The organism is Yersinia vastinensis, assembly GCF_902726565.1.
Taxonomy (GTDB): Bacteria; Pseudomonadota; Gammaproteobacteria; order Enterobacterales; family Enterobacteriaceae; genus Yersinia; species Yersinia vastinensis.
Window position 1 is genome coordinate 280,786 of sequence record NZ_CACVAF010000005.1, and the last position, 25,140, is coordinate 305,925.

Consider the following 25,140-nt stretch of genomic DNA (forward strand, 5'->3'; position numbering starts at 1 on the left):
TGCGATGGTTACCCGGCACCACCGGATAACCGCTATCGCTATTCAGTTATGGCTTGCTTACTTTTTACCGCCCAGCAAATCCAGAACTTCTTGTACGCTGGTTGTTTTACTGAGGCGCTCAATAACAGAATCATCATCCAGCGCATTTGTCAGGCTGGTAATAACTTGAATGTGTTCATTATTACGAGCTGCAATACCAATAACCAAACGCGCCACTTCGTCTTCTTCTTCGCCAAAGCGCACGCCGTCAGGGTATTGACAGAACACAACACCGGTTTTCAGCACGCGATCTTTCGCTTCAATCGTACCGTGTGGTACGGCAATAGATTCGCCCAGATAAGTGGAGGTCAGTTTTTCACGTTCCAACATCGCTTCAACGTATTCTGGCTCAACATAGCCCCCTTTCACCAACTGCTCGCCAGCAAAGCGAATCGCCTGCTCTTTCTCCGTCGCATGCTGATTGAGGAAGACATTCTCTGCGCCCAGTCGGAACAGATTAGCTTCTGAGGGTTCAAAGCTATCATCCAGCGTTTCAATGACTTTCTGAGCCTTCGTCGCAGCGTCACTGGCTTCAACCAGACGTGCCGTCAGGTTGCTATACAGCTGACTGTCGAGGAAGTTAGTCAGCGAGATATGCTGTGCCTGCGGTGCATGGCGCATCGCTCGCTCAGTCAAATCACGGTGCGTGATAACCAAGTCCACATCTTCCGGCAAGTTGTTGATGGCACAGTTAGTGACAGAGATATACTTCAGGCCTGCATCTTGCACTTTTTTGCGCAACACACCGGCACCCATGGCACTAGATCCCATACCCGCATCACAAGCAACGATGATTTTACGCACAGTACTCAAGTCGCCTGCAGCAGCGGCTGCATTGGCTGCTTGTGCGCCTTTAGATTGCGCTTTCATATCCTGCATACGACGAGTTGCGTCTTCCAGGCTATCTTCATCTTCGTCTTTGACTTTAGAGGTTTTCAGCAAGATAGCTGACACCACGAAAGACACGGCAAACGCTGCGGCAACAGCAGCAATGTTAGCGAAATAGGCACCTTTAGGTGTCATCGCCAATACTGCCAGGATAGAACCAGGAGAAGCTGGAGATACCAGACCGCCGTTCAGCAGAGTCAGAGTAAACACGCCAGTCATACCGCCCAGAATGACCGCCAGCAATAAGCGTGGGTTCATCAGAACGTATGGGAAATAGATTTCGTGGATACCACCGAAGAAGTGGATGATCGCCGCGCCGCCAGCAGACTGCTTGGCGTTACCTTTACCGAAGAACATATAAGCCATCAACACACCCAAACCTGGGCCTGGGTTAGCTTCGATCAGGAAGAAGATAGACTTACCGGTTTCTGTCGCCTGCTGGATACCCAGAGGTGAGAAGATACCGTGGTTAATGGCGTTATTCAGGAACAGGATTTTAGCCGGTTCAACAAAGATAGACGTCAATGGCAGCAGGTTATTCCGCACCATGACATGCACGCCTGCGGCCAACACTTTAGACAGCACTTCTACCAATGGGCCAATCGCCATAAAGGCCAAAATCGCCAACAGCATACCGATAATGCCGGCCGAGAAGTTGTTAACCAGCATCTCAAAGCCGCTTTTGATTTTACCGTCAACCCAACGGTCAAAGCGCTTGATTGCCCAGCCACCTAATGGACCTGCAATCATCGCACCGAGGAACATTGGCATATCCGCACCAACGATAACCCCCATGGTGGTGATAGCACCCACCACACCACCACGATCGCCACCGACTAAACGACCACCGGTAAAACCGATCAGTAGTGGAAGCAGGTAAGTGATCATCGGGCCAACCAGTTTGGCTAGCGTTTCATTTGGCAGCCAACCCGTTGGTATAAACAGTGCGGTAATAATACCCCAGGCGATAAACGCGCCGATATTGGGCATAACCATGTTACTGAGGAATCGGCCAAAATTTTGAATTCTGACCTTTGCGTCTGGTGAAAACATAAAACACCCCTATTGGTACGCGCTAGCAATAAGAGCGCGATATAATTGTTTTGTTGAGGCAGTTCTGCAAAACCCGCCGGTGTTATCGGATACAAACACACTGTATGCAAAACAAACTTTAGCATGCTCCTTTAGCCACGCGTAGCTCACGCCAATTATGTGATGAATATCACACTATACATACCAGTATCGGGGTGGATTTGGTGATCAAGATCACAATATTGAAGTGTAAGAAAGCCACAGAGGATGATTTTTAAGCTAAAAACCTCATTTAACGTGATTAAAATCACATTTTTAAGTGGAGACTTTGTTTTTAAAATGTGATGTTAATCACAAGTTATTTTTGCGCTCAGAGGAGAGATGAGACATTAGTCCATCTAATGTTGATGGTGGGGCAAACCATTTAGGAAATGTGTAATAAAACAACAGTGGTAAATGAACGTCAGACTTTTTGGTTTTAAAGTTGAATTGGAACCTCAGTGCAGAATGACAAAAGGGGCCAAGAGGCCCCCCATTATCAAAACTCAAAACATTACTGAATAATATTCAAGACACTTTTCTGTGCTGCCATCATTGCTGGATACTTGGCCACCAAGTTAGCCATCATTGCGTTGTACTGTGCAGCCTGCTGTGCGGTTTGGAATTGAACGCCGCCATTATTAAACGTGACTTGGTTGCCCTGCTGTTGCAGGAAATCACCAACCTGTGCCAAATCTTGCACAAAGGAGGAAACGACCGGAACAGCTGGAATCAACACATTGGTCGGCTGAGTCACTACGTTTTCAAACACTTTATTAAACACCACTTTCAAATCATCTGGCTGCTTCAACGCCGCCACTGCGTTATCGGCTTGTGTTTTAGCGGTACGAATCTGTTGCACTAACAGGTTCAGAGCACCCGCTGATTGCTGCAACACGTCACGCTTATTCAGGTAGTCTTGTGCTACACGAATCTCATTGATTTGCGCGATAGCAGGCGTCAGGCTGGCATCCACGGATTTACCGAGTTGCTGTGAAAAAGTCACCAAAATCGCGTAATCACTGACATAAGGGCCGAATTTCTGCTTTTGATCTTCACTCAACGTCGGCAGCTTCATCCCGCTGCGCATGACGGTGTTTTGCAGATAATCAATAAAAGCTTTACGTTGCTCTGGTTCTTTATCGCCGCAGGCGGTCAATTGGAACACCACCAGTAATGCCAGCAATGGCGCAAACCAACGTGAATATCGGGTCGTATTCAATGCAAAAGTCATGTGAAACTACTCCTGTAATAAGTACTTATTTTCACAAAATCCTACTCTTATCGCTCACACCCACAGATAAGAATAGCTAAGGGGAGCGATATACGCTCCCCTGTGATTAGCCGAGTACAGGATTACTGCAACAGCGAAATATCAGCAACCTGCAAGAACAGCTCGCGTAACTTACTCAATAAGGTCAGGCGATTAACCCGCACCGCATCGTCTTCGACCATCACCATCACGTTATCGAAGAAAGCATCGACGTTTTCACGCAGCGCCGCTAACTCAACCAATGCTTCCTGGTAGCGACCGTCAGCAAACAACGGTGCCAGTTGGTCACGTAGCACAATCAGGTGAGTAGCAAACTGCAATTCGGCAGGTTCTTTCAGTACCGCGGCATTTACACGGTCTTTTAAGGTATCCGTAGATTTCGCCAAGATATTCGACACACGCTTATTCGCCGCAGCCAATGCCGCAGCAGCATCCAGCGTGCGGAAATACGTTACCGCTTTCACCCGGGCATCAAAATCAGCCGGTCTGGTTGGACGGCGAGCCAGAACAGCTTGGATGGTGTCGACACTGTAACCGGCTTCCTGATACCAAGCGCGGAAGCGGCCCAGCATAAACTCAACCACTTCATCGACTGCCTTGGCATTGGTCAGCTTGGTGCCATACAAACGCACAGCTTCTTCGGTCAAGGTTTGCAGATCCAGCGGCAAGTTCTTCTCGACGATAATACGCAGCACACCCAATGCCGCACGGCGCAGCGCAAATGGGTCTTTATCGCCTTTCGGATGTTGACCTATGCCGAAAATACCGGCCAGCGTGTCCATTTTGTCGGCAATCGCCAATGCACAAGCCACTGGGTTAGACGGCAAGTCATCACCAGCAAACCGCGGTTGATATTGCTCATTCAGCGCAACCGCGACATCTTCAGCTTCACCATCATGACGGGCGTAATGCATCCCCATGACACCTTGGGTGTCAGTGAATTCAAACACCATATTGGTCATCAGGTCGCACTTGGACAGCAAACCGGCACGGGTAGCATGGTTAACATCTGCACCAATTTGTGCAGCAACCCAACCGGCCAGCGCTTGAATACGATCGGTTTTATCACGCAAAGTCCCCAGTTGCTGTTGGAACAGCACGGTTTCCAAGCGCGGTAAATTGTCTTCCAGACGTTTTTTGCGGTCAGTGTTAAAGAAGAACTCAGCATCCGCCAGACGTGGGCGCACAACTTTCTCGTTACCAGAGATAATTTGCTGCGGATCTTTAGATTCGATATTGGTGACAAAAATGAAGTTTGGCAGCAAGTTACCGGCCTTGTCATACACTGGGAAATACTTCTGGTCACCCTTCATGGTGTACACCAGCGCTTCCGCAGGAACAGCCAGGAATTTCTCTTCAAACTTAGCCGTCAACACCACCGGCCACTCAACCAGTGACGCGACTTCTTCCAGCAAGCTATCACTCAGATCAGCAACACCGCCAATTTTTTGCGCCGCCAGCTCTGCATCACGTTTAATGATAGTTTTACGTAATTCATAGTCAGCGATGACTTTGCCGCGCTCCATTAACACTTGCGGATATTGATCAGCATTATCAATGGTGAATTCGGCTTCGCCCATAAAACGGTGACCGCGAATAATACGGTCTGAATCGATACCCAACACGGTGCCGGGGATCAATTCGCTGCCGAGCAGCATAGTTACGGTATGGACCGGACGGACGAACTGGGTTTCTTTATCACCCCAACGCATCAATTTGGGAATAGGCAGTTTGCTCAGTGCCGTATTGACCATCCCCGCCAGCAACAACTGCGCGGATTGCCCTTTTACATGAGCGCGATACAGCAGCCATTCGCCTTTATCGGTAACCAAACGCTCGGCCTGATCCACCGTAATACCACAGCCCCGCGCCCAACCTTCAGCTGCTTTACTTGGTTTGCCTTCAGCATCAAAAGCTTGTGCGATGGCAGGGCCACGTTTTTCAACTTCACGATCGGCCTGAGCCGCACTTAAATTAACCACTTTTAACGCCAAACGACGTGGTGAGGCATACCAAACCACCTCACCATGAGGCAGATTGGCATTGTCCAATTCAGTGGTGAAGTTGGTAGCAAAAGATTCGGCCAGAGAACGAAGAGCCTTCGGCGGCAACTCTTCCGTGCCGATTTCCACCAGGAAAGTCTGTTGAGTCATGACAGCCTCTTAGTTCTGATTCTTTTTGCACATAGGGAAGCCCAACGCCTCGCGGGAGGCGTAATAAGCCTCGGCGACAGCTTTGGTCAGCGTACGAATGCGCAGAATATAGCGCTGACGCTCGGTCACCGAGATGGCTTTACGTGCGTCTAGCAGGTTAAACGTATGGCCCGCTTTCAGAATGCGTTCATAAGCTGGCAACGGCAGCGGGACTTCCAGTGCCAACAGTGACTGAGCTTCTTTCTCATACTGCTCAAAGCAGGAGAACAGGAAGTCCACATCGGCATATTCGAAGTTATAGGTGGATTGCTCCACTTCATTCTGATGATAAATATCGCCGTAGGTGGTTTTACCCAGTGGGCCGTCGCACCAGATCAGGTCATAAACGCTGTCTACGCCCTGAATGTACATTGCCAAACGCTCCAGACCATAGGTGATCTCGCCGGTGACCGGTTTACATTCCAAACCGCCCACTTGCTGGAAGTAAGTGAACTGAGTCACTTCCATACCATTGAGCCACACTTCCCAACCCAGACCCCAGGCACCCAATGTTGGGTTTTCCCAGTTATCTTCGACAAAGCGAATGTCGTGAATTGTCGGGTCCAGACCCAGCTCTTTCAAGGAACCTAAATACAGTTCCTGAATGTTGTCTGGTGAAGGTTTAATGATCACCTGAAACTGATAATAATGTTGCAGGCGGTTAGGGTTCTCGCCATAGCGACCATCAGTCGGACGACGTGAAGGTTGTACATAAGCGGCAGCAATTGGCTCTGGGCCAAGTGCGCGCAGGCAGGTCATTGGGTGGGAAGTACCCGCGCCGACTTCCATGTCCAGTGGTTGAACAATGGTGCAGCCTTGGCGCGCCCAATAGTCCTGTAACGTCAGGATCAGGCCCTGAAAGGTCTTGGTATCAAACTTTTGCATGTTGGATTCGCACGCGATACAAGTGGATTAAAATGGAATGGGTCAGTATACCCGTTGACCGTAAGATATACAGCCAGAATCCGGCAAGATGCAAGAATCAGGGTGAATTTGTCGATAAAACAGACCATTCATTAGTTTCCAACTAATAAATCTCCTCTATAGCGTCACTACCAAAGTGTGGGTTTGTTGGTTGCTAATCATCCGACGAACAGCGATCATCCCATGATAGGTCCCCTACTGGAGTTATGAATATGGATTTACAACGCTGCGGCTGGGTCACGACAGACCCGCTCTATATCGCTTATCACGACACGGAATGGGGGATCCCACGCACGGATAGCCAAGCGCTATTTGAAATGTTGTGTCTGGAAGGGCAACAAGCAGGACTTTCATGGATAACCGTGCTGAAAAAACGCGAGCGTTACCGCCAATGCTTTCACCATTTTGATCCGGTGCAGGTGGCAAAAATGGGGCCACAGGAGATAGAAACATTGATGCTAGACAGCGGTATTATTCGGCATCGGGGTAAAATCCAAGCCATTATTACCAACGCCCAAGCCTATCTAGCCATGGAAGCCAATGGAGAAGATTTTTCACGCTTTATCTGGAGTTTCGTTGAGGGTGAGCCAAAAATTAATCATTGGTGGTGTCTGGCGGAATGCCCAGCCACAACACCTATTTCTGATGCTATGTCTAAGGCACTGAAAAAGCGTGGATTTAAGTTTATTGGATCAACTATCTGCTATGCATTTATGCAAGCTAGCGGTCTGGTGAACGATCATCTGGCAAGCTGTTTCTGTCATCCGGATAATGCGGCGAAATGATTAGAACTTATCAACCAGAGGATCTCGATCCTCTGATGCAATTATGGTTGACCAGCACTATCGCCGCTCACCCTTTTATTGCCGAACAATATTGGCATGAAAGCGCCCCGTTAGTCCGACATACTTATCTTCCCGCTGCGCGTACTTGGGTGTATTGGCAACCGGGGGAACATAGGGAAGCGACCGCTGATAATAATAAGCTTGTTGGATTTATCAGTATTCTCGAAGAGCAATTGGTGGGGGCGCTATTTGTTGAGCAGTCTTTCCACGGGAAAGGCATTGGTAAGAAGTTGATGAACCATATCCAGCAACACTATAACGCGCTGACACTGGAGGTGTATCAAAAAAACCGCCGAGCCTACCACTTTTATCGCAAGCAAGGATTTGTCGTCGTCGAGAGAGCCTATAATGCAGAAACTAAAAATACGATTTTAACAATGCAGTGGCAGCGTTCTGTTTAATTCTCCACAGATCAAACACCCTAGATTAAACATTTCATATTCCTTCATTAATAAAACATATCACTTCAAACATAGAAAAGAATAAAAAACAAATAAAGAGATAATTGAAGGATTTATTTCGCCTCTATTCTCTATAGTGGGGTTAAATTTCTTATTTTAAACCACCCATAAATAGTCTCTAATTTAATACGAGGTTATCATGTATCATAAATTTACTTCGTTACTTTATACTTTATCTCTATTGCTACCTTCCGTCGCATTTTCCACAACAGAGATGGCCTTTGATTACATTGTTCCACCAATAGACAGTGAGTCTCATTGCTCTCATTATTATCATGATTTTTTAGATGAAGAATTTTGTGCTTATCAGACAGACCGTATTTATCAGGAAAAGATGGATATTATTGCCGAAAATAATTATCCTCTTAACTGTGTTAAAGAATGTGTTATATTGAGTAAAATGGTTATCCCTTTAGGTGATATTTTTCATTCTTCAACACTTGATGTTGAGCACTCCAAAAAGGTTGCATTATTCAGTTTTGAGATAGACAGTAACTCCACCTTTAATTTAAATTTGGTTAATCATGTTGATATTACTGTTGATGATAATCAGATACATATTCTTAATTCCGAGGTGAAAAATCAACCAATAATTCACGACCTCCATCCTGATACCACCTTTATTTCATTCATATTTGAGGTGTCAAATTCTAGTTTAAAAATAAACTATATGGAAAATAGTCAACATCAAAGAGGCATACTCTCACCGACGCTTATTTTCCACACAAAGCAAACTCGACATCCCACGATATTTCCTGATCTAGTTATTTATAATAATATTCTCAGTGGTCCCTTAATGATGAACCATCATTTGATGACCGTAATGCGAGATCACCCCAGAATCAAACGCGGTGCAGCCGGGGCCATAGGTTGTCTACTGTCCGGACCCTTGGCGCTTTATAATGTCGTGGTGCATGGGCGCTGTAATCAGGTGGAGTCAGCCTGGAGCAGCATTAAATCTTTTTTCAGCGGTAATGATAAAGCAAAAATGCAGCTGATCGCTGGCACTGCTACCGTCTTAAAACCTATTCAAGCCACCACGAAAAAATCAGAGGAACAGGCAGAAACACTAGCATTAACGCACGTAGATTTACCGTCATTACATCAACAAAGCCTAACGCTACCGGCGGTGGCCAACGCGTGTAATGTTCCATTGGAGAATCTTGTTAGCAGCCGCTTCCCTCGTCAGATAGAAGGCCCCGCTTGTGGCTCTTGGCTGTCACGTTTACTGGCTGATTTTACTTTATTGTTTGGGAACAGTTTGCGTGATTGGTCCATTGAACACTTACGCCGAGTTTTGGATAACGCCATTGATTCAGACAGTACAGGGTATGCCGTTGTAGATATTGGCACAGAGCAACGCTTGCTCCAAGGCATTAGAAGAGGCGTGCGAGAACTGGGCCGAACAGAGGCCACCCAGCAGATCACCAATGCATTCCAGTATGCTGAAAGTGCACTCGCCCAATACTACTTACATACCCATGGTGAAAATACTGCACCTTCGGCTGCACAAAACTTACCTTTAGGGCACTATATTTTGTCTCTTGATTCCTATACAGCCAGTACCGAACCGGTACGTATCCGCAGAAATGGTGCATGGGAAATATCTGACTCATTAACATTTCAGGTAGACATTATCTCAGGGGAAAATCAACAGAGTGAGAGAGAACTTCGCTCAGAATCCCTTGCCGTTATCAATGAGTGGTTTGAAAAATATTATTCTCTCATCTATGGCACGATGCTGGTTGAGGACGATAAAAACCAGAAAAAAATCAGAGTTCCGGTTACCGCAAGTGACAGAATCATTTATTCAGCACGCATTACTAGTGATTCATTGAAGACACATCTCGAAAATAGTACGCCGGGATATTTGTTTGTTATCGTTAAAATCAATGGCGGTATTATTCATATGTTGGAGGCAAGAAAATACACGATTAATGATGAGGAGCAAGAAGGGCACTATTATTTGGCAAACTTTCTCACCAAGCCAAAATTTATTATAGATGCCGAGGCTGAAGGCAGTATTAGGGGAGCGGGTACTGCGGCAGTTCATGGGCTAGCCAGTTACCTTAAAAATAAGGGAATAAAATTTATACACTCTGATGTTCTCTCCCCTCCCTCTGCCAGAGTAAAAACAAAACTGGGTTTTGAACATGATGAGCTTTAAATAACAAAGATTGGTTCTAATTTTTATCGAAAATCTAAATCATGGAAGAATGTCGATATGAATAAATTACTTTTACTGTATATCATCATATATTCAATAAGTTCCCAAGCTAATGAATACATGTCACGTGGGTCTCTACCTGCTTGCTTTTATACTGAAGATAACTTTCAAGGCCAATCTATTTGCTTAACAGCACCTAAAGCAATCGATCTCTATGACCCAGAGTATAAATATTTTACTCTCCCCATTTCTTCAATAAAAATCCCTAAAGGTATACAAGTCACAGTCTATAAAAATGATAGCTTAAAAAACAATCATTACAATTTAACCGAGTCCGTTAACTTGGCTTTACTTGATGAAATTAGTATGTCAGAGCAAATCAGTGAAATTAAAGTTTTGGAAACACCGGGATTTTGTGGTTCAAATTGCGTTATTGTTAATAATCAAAAGCTAGAGATTAATAATACGTTCAGTAAATATACATCAGAATTAGACGATATAAACAAACTCGTTCTACTGAATTTTAATATTAATGATAAAAGTAACTTCATCGTGGGAACCATTGATTACCCACAAATTATCGTCATCGGCAGAAATCTCTTTTTTTATACCACAGGAGATCATAACCCGATCAATATGAGATTAAATGGCAACACTGAGCATTTATCTTTTCTTTTTAAATTTAATAAAAAAAATTTACAATTTCAATACCTTGAAGCTAACGATACTGAACCTCTCAATATTCCTTTTTGGATCAGCACCCAATATTCTCCTAAAAACTCAGTGAATTTATATATTACAAATGGAGTTTCTGATAATGACCAAGGTCTGCCTCCAGAAAATATCCCTCCCTTGATACTCAATAAAACGATAATAGCTATTAATAAACATGCTCATCGCGATAAAAGAGGTGCGTTGGGAATAGGGGGTTGCATCGGTTTGCCCTGGCTGGCAATTTATAATTATGTGGTTCAGGGGCGCTGTAATCAGCTTGATAAACTCGTTGGAATAAACGAATTTTCTCACCCTGATGGCGCAGGAAAAACGCTAGTCATAGCAGCGACTGCCCCACCACCCACCATTGAACATGACGCCAGCACTGCTGTAGATGATCCGCGCTCATCGATGCTGGTATTAACGCATATTAATACACATCTCTATAATCAATCACTTACCTTACCGGCAGCAGCAAAAGCTTGTAAAACCTCCGTCCTAAATATCCTCTCCGCCCGTTATCCGCGCCAAACGCCCTCATCAACAGCATATTGTGGACGTTGGGTTTCCGAGGTGATGGCCGATTTTGTGCTGTTATTCGGTTCACAGCTAAGTGCCTGGACAACAGATTATTTTCGCCACGTAGTCACTGGCATCCTCGATACCGGTAATATTGAGCTTCCCCCGTTGAATAGCAATGATCGCCAAATAGCCGTCACCGCCATAGAGCGGCATTCTGATGTCGTCCAGAGGCTTATTATCAACATCCAATCACATAATATTACTCAGGAAGATACTGCCCATATTATTCGGCCACTGACCCAAGCATTTAATCGCACACAGATGAATTTAGCTAATTATCAGTTACAGAACCGTCATTCCCACCCAACCGTTTCAGCAACAGAAGCACAATTATTACCCTTGGGTTCCTATGAATTATTATTAGCTAATTTTGTTTATCAAGAAACGTATCCCCGCGTATTACATAATGGTGAGTGGACAACATCCGATACTGGATTCGAGATAGAAATTATTGATGATATCAGCACGATTACGTCGGATACTCTTAATGAGTTACGCACCGTACTAAGCGAATGGAGTGATATTTATAAAACGTATCGCAGAGAGAGAAATGAACAGCGAGAGAATACCTTTCAAGCGGGATGCAGTATCGCATCACAATGTCTGACTCCTAGGGATGAAACCCTCATAGTAGGATTAGAACTGATCGATATTATGCGAACTGATATTGCATGCCTTCCTCTTGAACCCAATCACTGGGTTATTGTGCGACATAACAACCAGATTATTAGCTTGCTTGTGGCCGACAGCGAGGATATTGAGGATAACCGGTACGGATCAGGTTCGGTTGAAATTTCAGCATCAGTTAGCCACCCCAATTATGTACTTAACCCAGAGAATGAAGGAACAATAAGAGGAGCCAGCACCGCGGCTTTTATGGCTTTCGCGCAACATATGAAAGCAAAAGGCAAAACAAAACTGTATTCCGAGGTCATCACTCAGCCGTCAGCCAAAGTAAAACTCAAACTGGGTTTTTCACATAAAAAAGATGAGCTCTAGACCCACTATTCCGCCATGTGTCGAAATGAATATCGAGACATGGCTTTATTTATTCCACAGACACTAAATACACGCAGCGGCGAGAGCCGGAAAGAATATGTTCAGTTCGCTCAACGGGTGCCTGTAATGCTTGGCGAAAGACATCCAATTCAGCTCGGCAGAAACCCTGACATGTGGCGGCAGCCGCACAAATAGGGCAATGATTTTCAATCAGCAAAATCGACCCATCGGGCTGAGTTTGGCTCTCTGCCATATACCCTTCCCGCGTTCGAATAGCCACCAGCCTTTGCACCCGTTCATCAATACTCTTGGCCCCTTCCATTGCCAAACAATACTGCTCACGGGTTTCATCCTCACGAGTCTCAATCAGTAAATTAAGCGCTTGTTCGCCTAATTTTGTACGCACCATTCGCAATAATTGCACTGTTAACTCGCCGTGAGTATCAGGAAACCGAGTGTTCGCAGCATCAGTCAACTGCCAAAGTTGGATAGGTCGCCCAACACCTTTCGCCTGCGCAACAGCAACAACCAGCCCTTCTTTTGCTAATTTGACGAATTGCTGTCGGGCCGCTTCTCCCGTCGTTCCCAGAATTTTGCCCGCATCCGTGGCTTGCAAAGGGCCGCGAGTCTTTAGCAACAACAGCAAACGTTCGGCGACAGACTGCGGCTGGCGAGTCGAACTATCGATATTCATATCTTCCCCAGTATCGTTAGTGCGTTTTTTATTTTTAATGATTTATTGCCAGCATAACATTTAACAAGCATATGCTTGACTTATTGTTAGTAACTGACCTAACTTATTCCAAGAATTTACTTGTTTAACTTTACCGCAACAACAATCTCAACTCAATAACCAGATCTCTGGCAGGATGGAAACGTGATAATGAATGATGCAAGCCGATGGAGTGATTTGTTCTCCGGTAAAAATGCGGCTTTTGCTATAGCTCTGTCGGGTGGTGTTGTTTTACATGCCATCAATATCTACATCGCGACGACTATTTTGCCTTCCGTGGTGCTGGAGATTAATGGCCTTAACCTCTACGCCTGGAATACTACCCTATTTGTCACCGCCTCTATTCTTGGCTCCGCGCTTTCTGCTCGGTTACTCAGCGGTTACGGTGCACGTAGCGCATATTTGTTTGCCTCGCTGACCTTTATGCTGGGCAGTGCTCTGTGTGCTATGGCTCCCAATATGCCTTTTATGTTAGTTGGCAGAACGGTACAAGGTTTAGGAGGGGGGTTCCTGTTTGCTCTCTCTTACGCCATGATTAATCTGGTATTTGTGCAGTCATTATGGCCAAGAGCAATGGCACTGATTTCGGGGATGTGGGGAGTTGCGACCCTTATTGGTCCGGCGATTGGCGGTATATTTGCAGAGATGGACGCTTGGCGCTTTGCTTTCTGGACTTTACTACCAGTGACGCTAATTTATGCCGTTTTTACTTGGCGCATCCTGCCCGCGGGTAAATCCAATACGGCAGCCACCTCAGCGTTACCCATCACCCAATTAGTGCTATTAACGGCGATCGTGCTGACCATTTCCGCTAGCAGCATTGCCAGCAGTGGTCTGACGAATTTAGCCGGGATTGTATTAGCCACCTTGCTGCTAATCCTATTACTGCGCATCGAATCCCGGGCAACTTCACGTTTGCTACCCAAGGGAGCATTGCGCCTTAACTCCCCATTGGCAGCACTTTATATCACGGTTTCGCTACTGGCTATCGGCATTACCTGCGAGATTTTCGTTCCTTATTTCCTCCAAACGCTGCACGGTCAGTCACCCCTTATTTCCGGTTATATTGCGGCCACAATGGCCGCGGGCTGGACGATTTCTGAGGTTACCAGCGCGGGTTGGAAAAAAGCAGGTGTTCGTTGGGCGATTATCAGCGGCCCCATTATTGTTCTGATAGGGATAGTAGCACTGTCTATCCTGATGCCGGCGAGTTCGCTGGGTGGCTGGCAACATATGGGGCCGATTGCTATCTCACTGACGTTGGTTGGGTTCGGTATTGGTTTTGGCTGGCCACATCTGTTGACCCGCATTCTGCAAGTGGCTGCTGAAGAAGATAAAGATATCGCTGGGGCGTCAATTACCACGGTACAGATGTTTGCCACCGCGGTGGGCGCGGCCATCGCCGGGATGGTGGCTAACCTCTCCGGGTTAAATGCCCCCGGAGGTGTCGCAGGTGCAGAAAATACAGCTCACTGGCTTTTTGCCCTGTATGCCATTGCCCCAGCACTGGCAATTGTGACGGCGATCCGCTGCGCGTCTATCCGCTCACATACCCTTTCAGTTAAAAACACCATCAGTAACGAAGCTCAATAAAACGATATAACCAACCGGCCAAAGCGGGTTGGTTTTTTCATTCGCTGTAACATTATGAGGGTGATTAGCGCTTGATCCCACCGTGGTGATCACTGTTATGCTGGCTTTAATCCCACCCCGTCATGGAGTTGCACTTGTGATGAAGCCTTCCATTGTTCTGTACAAAAGTATTCCCGCCGATCTACACCAGCGTTTAGAGCAACATTTCACAGTAAACAGTTTTGATGGCTTATCGCCGGAGAATCAGCCCGCACTCTTATCAGCCCTGCAAAAAGCGGAGGGGCTTATTGGTTCCGGTGGCAAGATTGATCATGCTTTTTTGCAATTAGCGCCGCACTTACGTGCCGCCTCCACCATTTCTGTTGGCTATGATAATTTTGATGTGGACGCCCTAAATCAGCGTGGTGTTGCATTGATGCACACACCAACGGTACTAACGGAAACGGTGGCTGACACCATGATGGCATTGGTGCTCGCGAGTGCTCGCCGTGTCGTGGAGCTGGCTGAACGCGTGAAAGCCGGCGAGTGGCAAGACAGTGTTGGTGAGGATTGGTATGGCGTGGATGTGCACCACAAAACCATCGGTATCCTCGGCATGGGCCGGATTGGTATGGCGCTGGCTCAACGCGCACACTTTGGTTTTAATATGCCTGTGCTGTACACCAGCCGTCGCCCACATGAAGAAGCGGAAAAGCGCTTTGGTGCTCGGCGTTGTTCACTGGACACCTTACTGGCTGAGGTTGATTTTCTCTGTATTACACTGCCGATGACCGAGCAGACTTATCATATGATTAGCCGTGAGCAGTTAGCCAAAATGAAGCCCAGCGCCATTTTGATCAATGCTGGCCGTGGGCCGGTGGTTGATGAACAGGCGCTGATAGCTGCCCTGCAAGATGGCACAATTCATGCCGCCGGGCTGGATGTCTTTGAGCAAGAACCACTGCCAGTGGATTCACCCCTACTCAAATTGCGGAATGTGGTTGCCGTGCCACATATTGGATCTGCAACTACAGAGACCCGCTACAACATGGCCGCCTGCGCCGTGGATAACTTGATTGCCGCACTAACCGGCACCGTCACAGAAAACTGTGTAAACCCGCAAGTGTTAAAAAAGCAGTAAGTTAAAGAAATCCTAAACAGAATAAATAATTCTAATGGCCTGCTTGCAGGCCAAATCTCCCTCCTCCATCCTCCTCCTCCCTGTAAAAACGGCGCAAGGATGAGGCTATTTATTCACCAACCGGCACACTGCTCTTTATAAAATTTTATCTCTTTTCAGACCCAAGGAAGATGTGTCATGAAGCATCATCTCAGCCTCTCTATGCTCCTCCTTATATCACCAGCAGTGATGGCTAACTGGTCACTACAGCATTTCCCGGCATTTACTGAGCAAGATAGCGGGGTTTTTGTCAGCAGCAGTGCGCTAACCAAAGGTGAATATTCGCTCAAGTTTTATCAAAATAAGCAGTGTTGGCAACCCACTGGTCCTGTAAAACTGAATCAGACGTTTTCACTGCAACCTTGCCAGAATCAGACCGATATTCAGTGGCGACTGTTCCGCGATGGTCAGTATCAGGTGCGCATTGATACGCGCAGCGGCACCCCAACACTCACCTTGAATATCAAAGAGCCAGTAGTCGAAGCTATCAGTGTCGTGGCACACAGCTGTCAGCGCTGGGATGGTAAACCCGTAACCCTTAATGTGAGCAAAACTTTTTCTGAAGGTGAAATGGTACGGGAGTTCTACTCCGGTCAAATCGCGAAAGTTTCTCTTGGAAAAATCACACTGCAACCCAGCCCGGAGAGTGGCGGTTTACTGCTGCTGGAATCAGCGCAAACTCAGCAAGCCGCACCATTCAGTTGGCAGAATGCCACCGTCTATTTTGCGCTGACGGATCGATTCAAAAATGGCAATCCAGCTAATGACCACAGCTATGGTCGCCATGGCGATGGTATGCAGGAAATCGGGACTTTTCATGGTGGGGATCTGGCTGGATTAACGGAAAAACTTGATTATCTGCAACAGCTTGGCGTCAATGCATTATGGATAAGCTCACCACTAGAGCAAATCCACGGCTGGGTTGGGGGAGGCACCAAAGGCGACTTCCCACATTATGCCTACCATGGCTATTATGGGCTGGATTGGACACGTCTGGATGCCAATATGGGCACCGAGAAAGAGCTGCACAATCTGGTTGAACAAGCCCACAAACGCGGCATTCGCATTCTCTTTGATGTGGTAATGAATCACGTCGGATACGCCACCTTGGCCGATATGCAAAGTTATCAGTTTGGTGCCCTTTATCTGCAAAACGATCAGTTAGAAAAAACCTTGGGTAAAAACTGGACAGACTGGACTCCCGGTAAAGGACAAACTTGGCATAGTTTTAATGATTACATCAATTTTAGTGATAAAACCGCGTGGGATAATTGGTGGGGCAAGAAGTGGATCCGCACCGATATTGGTGATTATGACTCCCCCGGCTATGACGATTTAACCATGTCGTTAGCTTTCCTGCCGGACATCAAAACAGAATCGACCCAACCCAGTGGTCTGCCCGTATTTTACCGCCACAAACCGGATACCGCAGCACGGGAAATCCCCGGGGCCACACCGCGAGATTACCTCACACAATGGTTGAGCCAATGGGTTCGTGATTATGGTATCGACGGTTTTCGGGTTGATACCGCCAAACATGTTGAGAAACCCGCCTGGCAACAGCTTAAGCAGCAAACTACCGCAGCACTGGCAGCCTGGAAAGCGGCTCATCCTGATCAAGCGCTGGATGACTTGCCGTTCTGGATGACAGGAGAAGCCTGGGGTCATGGGGTAATGAAGAGCGATTACTACCAAAATGGCTTCGATGCCATGATTAACTTTGATTTTCAGGATCAAGCCAAACAGGCACTAACGTGCTTCTCATCCATTGATGGTACTTATCAACAAATGGCGGATAAGCTGCAAGGTTTCAATGTATTGAGTTACATTTCATCTCATGATACGCGGCTATTTTTTAAAGACGATGCACAACAGTCTTTGGTGAAACAGCAACGGGCGGGTGATCTGCTACTGCTGGCACCGGGAGCAGTGCAAATTTTCTATGGTGATGAAAGTGGGCGAGAATTTGGCCCAACGGGGTCTGACCCATTGCAGGGCACGCGTTCTGATATGAACTGGAATGAGCTGACCGGCGCCAAAGGTGCACTATTGGCACATTGGCAGAAAGTCAGCCAATTCCGCGCCCGTCACCCCGCCATTGGTGCTGGGGTGCAGCAATCCCAGCAAACGGCTGATTATTATGCCTTTAGTCGCCAACACCAAGGCGATAAAGTGCTGGTCGTTTGGGTTGGCGACAAAAAAGAGTGAATTAGCACATTATTCCGCAAAAACACTTCCTGCCGATATTTTCACGCGGCAGGAAGAAATCTTTCCGCATTGCACCCGCTTTTATCTGCGAGTATGGTACTTGTTCACTTACGGATAACAATAAATTTTCATCTTATGAAGTTCTCACTTTTCGGCGACAAATTTACCCGCTATGCGGGTATTACCAGACTGATGGACGACCTCAACGACGGCCTAAGAACCCCCGGTTCAATCATGCTTGGCGGGGGTAATCCGGCACATATCCCTGAGATGGATGCTTATTTCCAGCAACTGTGTCAGGAGATGCTGGAGCGCGGTCAACTGACCGAAGCGTTGTGCAATTATGATGGGCCACAAGGCAAAGATTTGCTGCTAAAAGCGCTGGCAAAAATGCTACGTGACGAGCTAGGTTGGCAAATTGAGCCACAGAATATTGCACTGACAAATGGTAGCCAAAGTGCATTTTTCTACTTATTTAATTTATTCGCTGGCCGCTACGCTGATGGTAGCCGTCGCCGAGTATTATTCCCACTCGCACCTGAGTATCTTGGTTACGCTGACGCGGGTCTGGATGAAGACCTATTTGTCTCTGCCAAACCTAATATTGAGTTACTGCCAGAAGGCCAATTCAAGTATCACGTTGATTTCGAGCACCTCAATATTACCGATGATATTGGGCTTATCTGTGTCTCGCGGCCGACCAACCCGACCGGTAATGTTATTACTGATGAAGAGTTAATCCGCCTTGATGCTATTGCTCAACAGCGTGATATTCCGCTATTGATTGATAATGCCTATGGTGTCCCCTTCCCCGGCATTATTTTTACTGAGGCAACACCGCTGTGGAACCCGAACATTATCCTGTGCATGAGTTTGTCAAAACTTGGCCTACCGGGATCGCGTTGTGGGATTGTGATTGCTGATGAGAAAGTGATTTCTGCTATCACCAACATGAATGGCATTATCAGTTTATCACCGGGCAGCATGGGGCCAGCTATCGCCGCGGAAATGATTGAACGCGGTGATTTATTACGTCTATCCAACGAAGTGATTCGTCCCTTCTATTTTGATCGGGTGCAGCAGACCATCGCTATTTTGCGTCGATATCTCCCACCTGAGCGCTGTCTTATCCACAAACCAGAGGGGGCCATCTTCCTGTGGTTATGGTTTAAAGATTTGCCGATCAGTACCGAGTTGCTCTATCAGCGCCTGAAAAAACGTGGCGTGTTGATGGTGCCCGGCCACTACTTCTTTCCCGGACTGGGATATGACTGGCCGCACACCCACCAGTGTATGCGAATGAACTATGTGCCGGAACCTGAGCAGATCGAAAAAGGGGTAGCCATTTTAGCGGAAGAAATTGAGCTGGCGTTTCAGGGAGCGGAGTGATTTCTCGAAAGCAATTAAAACATCCCCTGCGGACTTGAGCCCGCAGGGGATGAGTTAGCTACATCGTAGTCCAAAACAGTACCGCCAAAATCTGTGGCGACATTATTCGTAAGAACATCGCCAACGGATAAACGGTGGCATAAGACAGCGCCGCCGCACCGCTGGTTGGGTGTAAGCCATTAGCAAATGCTAGCGCCGGAGGATCGGTCATTGACCCGGCGAGCATGCCGCACAATGTCAGATAGTTCATCTTGACCAGCATGCGCGCCAGAATACCCACCGTCAGTAATGGTATCCCCGTTATCATCGCGCCATAACCAATCCACGCCAGTCCATCTCCATTTACCAGCGTATTGATAAAATCACCGCCGGATTTCAACCCTACCACGGACAAGAACAGCACAATCCCCAACTCCCGCAACGCCAAGTTGGCACTCGGTGGCATAAACCAATACAACTTCCCAATACTACCAATACGTCCAAGAATTAATGCCACAACTAGCGGGCCACCCGCCAAGCCTAAACGCAATGCTGCCGGAAACCCCGGTATAAAGAGCGGAATGGATCCTAATAACACTCCCAACCCAACGCCGATAAAGACCGGGAGCATTTGCACTTGTTGCAGTTTCTGTTGTGCGTTACCAACCACAGCCGAGACTGCCTCAATCGCTTCTGGGCGACCAACCAAATTAAGGATGTCACCGAATTGCAGACTCGCGCTATTACTGGCAACCAGCTCAATGCCCGCACGATTCAGACGGGTAATAACCACGTCATACTTTTGCTTCAAGTTAAGGTCACGAATTTTTTTACCCAACACCGCCTCGTTGGTGACCACCACGCGGGCTGTTTGCAGCGTGGTACCGGCGGTAGACAATGTGACATCGACCTCTTCCCCCACCACCAGCCGCACTTTCTCCAAAGCATCACGCTGCCCCACTAAATGCAGATAGTCCCCCAGCTCAATGACGGTGGCTGGCAACGGCACCATCAGTAAATCTCCTCGTTTTAACCGAGAGCAGACCACTTCATCACTGTTGAGCAGCGGCACATCCTGCACGGATAAACCATTCAAATTAGGGTTACGCACCGCCACGTTCATGGTCTGGAGCAATTCACGGTTTTGCCCGTGGCTGCTATCAAAATCTTTCGCTTCACGATCGACGTTGATTTTAAAGAATAAACGGATCAGCCACATCACAAGCAAAATGCCACAAATACCAAATGGATAGGCCATGGCATAGCCCATCCCCATTTGGCTGACCAATTGAGGTGGTGAACCTAAATCAGTGAGAATTTGCTGTGCCGCCCCGAGTGCTGGGGTGTTAGTGACTGCACCGGAAAATACGCCCAAAATAATAGGCAGTGGCACAGCGAACAATTTATGGATAATTGCCGTGACTAACCCACCAACAATCACCATCAGAATGGCAAAACAGTTGAGTCGTAGCCCTGATACCCGCAGTGAAGAGAAGAAACCCGGTCCCACCTGAATCCCGATAGTGTAAACAAACAGAATCAGACCAAATTCTTGGATGAAATGCAGCATGTCCCCATTGAGTACCAGCTGATATGTTTGTGCAAAATGGCCCACAATAATGCCACCAAAGAGCACTCCGCCAATACCTAACCCCACACCATAGATTTTCCAATTACCGATCCATAACCCCAATACGGCGACCAGCGCCAACATACTGACGGTAAGGGCGATAGCACTCATAAATCACTTCCTTGCCTAAGTTTAAAAACGGGTCGGCCATGTGGAATATCGCTCATGTCATACATGGCCTTAAATTCTTACAATTAGTAAGGATTCTGTCAGAAGGGGGGGCGGTTGAATGTGGGATGCACCACAAAATGCACCGGAGAGCGGGGAATCTCTCCGGTGAAAAAATTAACAGATAAAAAGCATGACGCTAAAAGGACACAACAAGGAGAGGGTAAATCTTACCGGCACCCCGGAGAGAGGTGCCGGTCATCATAATTACTGCTGTTCACTTGTCGCCGGATTATCTAATACCGGGCGCTCTTGAGGTGCAGCACTGCCGATACTAATGCGCTGTGGTTGCAACGCTTCTGGCACTTGGCGCAGCAAATCAATGTGCAGCAGGCCATTCTCAAATTGAGCATTATCAACATTCAGATGCTCAGCCAGAGTGAAGGTCAATGAAAACTCTTTACGAATCAGACCTTGATGCAGGTATTCAACCTGTTTTTCCGCTGGTGTTGGCTTACCGCGAACAGTTAAACGCGGGCCTTCAACTTCAATATCCAGTTCGCTCTGTTTAAAACCGGCCAATGCCAGTGAGATGCGATAGTGGTTATCGTCAGTTTTCTCAATATTGTATGGGGGGAACCCCTGAGCATCCTGACCGCCCTGCATTGAGCTGGCTAATTTATCAAAACCAATCCACTGACGAAGCAAAGGTGACAAATCATAATTACGCATAAATATAACTCCTTCTTTGAAGCGAGATAAGATAATAAACAGTCACGAATTTTCGATATAAAAAACCCTAACGCAAAATGCTGGCGTTATATTATTTTTCACTCTCAATTCGTCACCGGTTAGCCCCCGATTACGGCAGGCCAAACTCCGTATTAATAATGCGACTAGCTCACATTATTCAGCAAATTACTTAATTTCAATACGACGTGGTTTTAAGCTTTCTGGTACTAACCGCTCCAGATCGATATACAGCAATCCATTCACTAAGTTGGCACCTTTGATTTTAATATGCTCTGCCAACTGGAATTTCCGCTCGAAATTACGTTCAGCGATACCTTGGTATAAATAGGTTTTCTGTGCAGGTTCACCAGCGTGAGCACCACGAACAATCAACATATTATCTTGTGTGGACACGTCCAGTTCCTGCTCTGCAAAGCCTGCCACCGCGATAGCAATGCGGTAGTTGTTTTCGTCGACCAATTCGACGTTATAAGGAGGATAACCGCCATTGCTTTGGTTCTGGCCGGATTCTAATAAATTAAATAACCGGTCAAAGCCGATAGCTGAACGATAGAGTGGTGCAAGCTCGGAATTACGCATAAAGACTGCCTCCTAAATATATTAGCAAGGGTGTTATCATATTTTCTATTAAGCCTTCCACCAAGGACAGGCTTGTGGTCCGAATACCCTGTCGGCGTATTCTTTCTGACCTGATAATAAAATGGGTCCTACCTTTTTCTTTTCAAGAGCAAAATCAAAAAAAATTTAAGGAAAAAATCCTAATCAGATGTTTATTAATATAATAATTCGATAAATGCGTTGCCATAACTTACACTTAAAAGCTGTTACGCCAGAAGATTGAATCTTTGACCATAGGAACTGTCTGTAAGAGGGTATGAAAATCGTGACAAAACCTGATACTGATAGCAAATGAGTTCATATAACCTATTTATCAATACTGACCCTATAGCCTGATAATCGCCCGGTATGATGAGAGCTGAATAAAATAATGAGAAATACAGTTATCCCTTTTGTTACCGGCTGTTCGCTACTTTTATCTAGCGGATGCTCCAGCATTATGACGCACACGAGCAGCAGTCAAGGTTATTACTCAGGTACAGAAGCCAATGTGGCCATGCTCAAAGATGACAATACCGGCTGGGCATTGCGCCCCTTGCTGGCAGTGGATCTACCATTCTCTGCGGTAATGGATACCCTGCTACTACCCTATGATTATTTACGTTCTGACAGTGAGGATAAAATGGCCAACTCACCGCGTGAACGTGTCCGCCAGTCTGAAACTGAAAATCAGACGGCAACGGCTCCACCACAATAACCCATACCCTTCTCCGTTATATTCGCAGCGCTCTTACCAATGTAAAAGCGCTAGCCGCTCACTCAGGCACATGTACGGTAAAGATTTGAGTGAATCCGTCTATTTCCCGCATGAATGCAATTTGAGTTCCATCCGGTGAAAATACCACTGCATCCGCCAATGGTGCCACAGCACTTCGCGCGGTTAACCGCTGTAATTGGCCGGTTGTGCTATCACACAGCATCACACTGTTATCACTAACAAATGCCAAACAATGGCCTTGTGGATGCCAACTAAAAGCCGATTGAATCCCCTGCTCAGTCAATGTTAGCTGCCGTGGTTCCCCCCCATTTGGTGAAACCAACCACATCTGCACTATGCCGCTATCATCCTTCATCAGACAAGCAATGGCACTGCCGTCAGGTGATGCGCGCAGCCAGTGCCGAGGGCTGGTGGCAAGACCGGGGAAGCGCCGCTCGGCAGTAAACGTTATTCGCCGCTGACTGACGCCCATAGGTGGGGCTGGCAACGTGGTTTTCGTTCCCTCAAGTGGCTCTGCCCCAGCTTTAGCATAATCCCTATCATGCTCAGGTAAATCGGCAATATAGATTTCTGGAATTTTTTCACCTTGTGCCGAAAGCGTATCGCCAATAAATGCCAGCGCCCAACGCTGGCGGCGGCCATCGGCCTTCATATAACCTTGCGTACCGACCCACCCCTCTTCATAAGCACGGTTTATCTGGTCACTGCCCGCCTGTGGCGTAGGTGTAGTGCGAGTGACTAACACACAGAAATGACTACCATCATATTCCCGCGGATGTTGTTTGGGTGGGTTGACACCATGTAACGGTAGAGCCACCCCCACATTGCGGCAATCCAACGCGGGATCTAACTCGTGCAATACGTGGTCGTTATAGGTAAAACTCAGGCGACTGCCATCAGGGCTAAAAACATGCACATGGCTACCACCACGTAATGCGCCAGCTGTATAAGGTGCGCTAATATCCATGGCATCCAGTGTCACCGCCAGTTCCCTGTCCGGTTCTGTCACAATCACCCCTCGGCGATGATGAAAATCATAATGCCAGTGGCTATCCGGATGCTCTGGCCCGTGGATAAACACATAACGTGCAGGCTCGTCCGGACTTACCGTCACCACACCCACATGCGCCCCCTGCTGGGCTCGATAAATAACTTCAATATGACGAGTTGAGCAATTAACTCGCTCAATGGTTAAGCCACTGAACGTACTGCCGTTAGGCCGCACATCATACGCCAGCCACTGGCTATCCGGTGTCCAGACATTGATATTGGTCAGTTGATGGCCCCTGGGAGCAAAGGTGAGTTGTTGTTCGTGAAAGGCCATACTGACTCCGGAGACGATTGTGTTAGCGATTATTCATTACGCTAAATTATATCACCCCCACTTCCCATTAATGTAAAAGCGAGTTGGCAATTATCAATAGCATTTTAGAAAAAAAAGTCTAATATGGATTTTAAATTCCAGAAAAAGTCCCCTCAATGCTTAACCGATGCCAGCCCATTGCCGATGCAATCGCCACACTGTTCTCCCCCTATGCAGAAGTTGCTATTCACGACTTAACCAGCCAGAAACTGGTTTATGTCGCTAATAACTATTCACAAAGGGAATTGGGGGAAGACTCCAATCTCAGTGACCTGCAATTTGACCAACACTCGCAGGTCATCGGCCCATACCAAAAGCGTAACTGGGATGGTCGGCAATTGCGCTCAATAAGCACCGTGCTGCGAGACGACACAGGGCAACCAGTCGGTCTGCTGTGTATTAATCTGGATATTACCGTCTTTGAAAGTGCCAAAGCGGCGCTGGATATGTTCCTATCGGGACATCAATTACAGCCCCAGCCTGATGTCTTGTTCCAAGATGATTGGCAGGAACGGATCAACACTTACACTCATCACTGGCTTCAACAGCAGCAACTGACACTGGCGACGTTAAACAGTGTCAGCCGCCGTAAGCTCATTGAGGCGCTTTATCAGCAGGGAGCATTTAACGGCAAAAATGCCGCAGGCTATGTCGCAAAAATCCTTAATATTGGCCGGGCTACCGTTTACAACCAGTTGAAAAACATCAAAAACAACTGAAAATTTAAAGGAACC

Annotated in this window: 19 protein-coding genes; 10 read left to right on the plus strand and 9 right to left on the minus strand. The window is 47.0% G+C overall.

Annotated features, from left to right (window positions below):
• Positions 1-57: 57 nt before the first annotated feature.
• The 4 genes from HUZ92_RS09875 to glyQ all read right to left on the minus strand — a co-directional run bounded on the left by HUZ92_RS09875 (position 58) and on the right by glyQ (position 6,348).
• Positions 58-1,980: a PTS mannitol transporter subunit IICBA gene (locus HUZ92_RS09875; protein ID WP_050099403.1), complete on the minus strand. Its 1,923-nt coding sequence runs from the start codon at positions 1,978-1,980 to the stop codon at positions 58-60.
• Between the two features lie 532 nt (positions 1,981-2,512).
• Entirely contained in the window at positions 2,513-3,232 is a 720-nt protein-coding gene (locus HUZ92_RS09880; protein ID WP_050140080.1) for a DUF3053 domain-containing protein, read from the minus strand.
• Positions 3,233-3,354: 122 nt separating this feature from the next.
• Entirely contained in the window at positions 3,355-5,424 is a 2,070-nt protein-coding gene (glyS, locus tag HUZ92_RS09885; protein ID WP_050099398.1) for a glycine--tRNA ligase subunit beta, read from the minus strand.
• 9 nt (positions 5,425-5,433) lie between these two features.
• Positions 5,434-6,348 (minus strand): glycine--tRNA ligase subunit alpha, encoded by a 915-nt coding sequence (gene glyQ / locus HUZ92_RS09890; protein WP_050099397.1) that lies wholly within the window; start codon positions 6,346-6,348, stop codon positions 5,434-5,436.
• 251 nt (positions 6,349-6,599) lie between these two features.
• Here glyQ and HUZ92_RS09895 point away from each other — a divergent pair, with 251 nt between their 5' ends.
• The 4 genes from HUZ92_RS09895 to HUZ92_RS09910 all read left to right on the plus strand — a co-directional run bounded on the left by HUZ92_RS09895 (position 6,600) and on the right by HUZ92_RS09910 (position 12,155).
• Positions 6,600-7,172 carry a DNA-3-methyladenine glycosylase I gene (locus tag HUZ92_RS09895; RefSeq protein WP_050099394.1) on the plus strand — a complete coding sequence of 191 codons (573 nt, stop codon included), beginning with the start codon at positions 6,600-6,602 and terminating at the stop codon, positions 7,170-7,172.
• Positions 7,169-7,633 (plus strand): N-acetyltransferase, encoded by a 465-nt coding sequence (locus HUZ92_RS09900; RefSeq protein ID WP_050099392.1) that lies wholly within the window; start codon positions 7,169-7,171, stop codon positions 7,631-7,633. The genes HUZ92_RS09895 and HUZ92_RS09900 overlap by 4 nt, the downstream gene beginning before the upstream one ends.
• 199 nt (positions 7,634-7,832) lie before the next feature.
• Complete coding sequence (locus HUZ92_RS09905; protein WP_145579519.1) at positions 7,833-9,860, plus strand: hypothetical protein; 2,028 nt, start codon at positions 7,833-7,835, stop codon at positions 9,858-9,860.
• A gap of 57 nt (positions 9,861-9,917) precedes the next feature.
• On the plus strand, positions 9,918-12,155 hold the full coding sequence (locus HUZ92_RS09910) for a hypothetical protein (RefSeq protein WP_050295627.1): 2,238 nt from the start codon (positions 9,918-9,920) through the stop codon (positions 12,153-12,155).
• Between the two features lie 49 nt (positions 12,156-12,204).
• Here the strand turns inward: HUZ92_RS09910 and HUZ92_RS09915 are convergent, their stop codons facing one another.
• Positions 12,205-12,849 (minus strand): helix-turn-helix transcriptional regulator, encoded by a 645-nt coding sequence (locus HUZ92_RS09915; protein WP_050099384.1) that lies wholly within the window; start codon positions 12,847-12,849, stop codon positions 12,205-12,207.
• Positions 12,850-13,038: 189 nt separating this feature from the next.
• Between HUZ92_RS09915 and HUZ92_RS09920 the strand changes: the two genes are divergently transcribed.
• From HUZ92_RS09920 to HUZ92_RS09935, 4 genes are all read left to right on the plus strand, one after another.
• A complete protein-coding gene (locus HUZ92_RS09920) occupies positions 13,039-14,481 on the plus strand; it encodes an MFS transporter (RefSeq protein WP_050099382.1) in 1,443 nt (480 codons plus the stop codon).
• A gap of 139 nt (positions 14,482-14,620) precedes the next feature.
• Entirely contained in the window at positions 14,621-15,601 is a 981-nt protein-coding gene (gene ghrB, locus HUZ92_RS09925; protein WP_050099614.1) for a glyoxylate/hydroxypyruvate reductase GhrB, read from the plus strand.
• Positions 15,602-15,778: 177 nt separating this feature from the next.
• Entirely contained in the window at positions 15,779-17,848 is a 2,070-nt protein-coding gene (locus tag HUZ92_RS09930) for an alpha-amylase (RefSeq protein WP_145579520.1), read from the plus strand.
• A gap of 135 nt (positions 17,849-17,983) precedes the next feature.
• Positions 17,984-19,237, plus strand: coding sequence for a valine--pyruvate transaminase (locus tag HUZ92_RS09935; protein ID WP_050295620.1), 1,254 nt, complete (start codon positions 17,984-17,986; stop codon positions 19,235-19,237).
• Positions 19,238-19,295: 58 nt separating this feature from the next.
• Here the strand turns inward: HUZ92_RS09935 and HUZ92_RS09940 are convergent, their stop codons facing one another.
• From HUZ92_RS09940 to ibpA, 3 genes are all read right to left on the minus strand, one after another.
• Positions 19,296-20,957 carry a putative transporter gene (locus HUZ92_RS09940; protein WP_050099376.1) on the minus strand — a complete coding sequence of 554 codons (1,662 nt, stop codon included), beginning with the start codon at positions 20,955-20,957 and terminating at the stop codon, positions 19,296-19,298.
• 264 nt (positions 20,958-21,221) lie between these two features.
• Complete coding sequence (ibpB, locus tag HUZ92_RS09945) at positions 21,222-21,686, minus strand: small heat shock chaperone IbpB (RefSeq protein ID WP_050099375.1); 465 nt, start codon at positions 21,684-21,686, stop codon at positions 21,222-21,224.
• Between the two features lie 186 nt (positions 21,687-21,872).
• Positions 21,873-22,286, minus strand: coding sequence for a small heat shock chaperone IbpA (ibpA, locus tag HUZ92_RS09950; protein WP_050099374.1), 414 nt, complete (start codon positions 22,284-22,286; stop codon positions 21,873-21,875).
• Between the two features lie 409 nt (positions 22,287-22,695).
• On the opposite strand from ibpA, the gene HUZ92_RS09955 reads away from it, so the two are divergent.
• Positions 22,696-23,022, plus strand: coding sequence for a YceK/YidQ family lipoprotein (locus HUZ92_RS09955; RefSeq protein ID WP_050099372.1), 327 nt, complete (start codon positions 22,696-22,698; stop codon positions 23,020-23,022).
• Between the two features lie 58 nt (positions 23,023-23,080).
• On the opposite strand, the gene HUZ92_RS09960 is transcribed toward HUZ92_RS09955, so the two are convergent.
• Positions 23,081-24,367 (minus strand): DUF3748 domain-containing protein, encoded by a 1,287-nt coding sequence (locus tag HUZ92_RS09960; RefSeq protein ID WP_050295617.1) that lies wholly within the window; start codon positions 24,365-24,367, stop codon positions 23,081-23,083.
• Positions 24,368-24,522: 155 nt separating this feature from the next.
• Here HUZ92_RS09960 and HUZ92_RS09965 point away from each other — a divergent pair, with 155 nt between their 5' ends.
• The gene (locus tag HUZ92_RS09965) at positions 24,523-25,125 is read left to right on the plus strand and encodes a helix-turn-helix transcriptional regulator (protein WP_050099368.1); all 603 of its coding nucleotides are present in this window, start codon (positions 24,523-24,525) and stop codon (positions 25,123-25,125) included.
• Positions 25,126-25,140 lie beyond the last annotated feature (15 nt).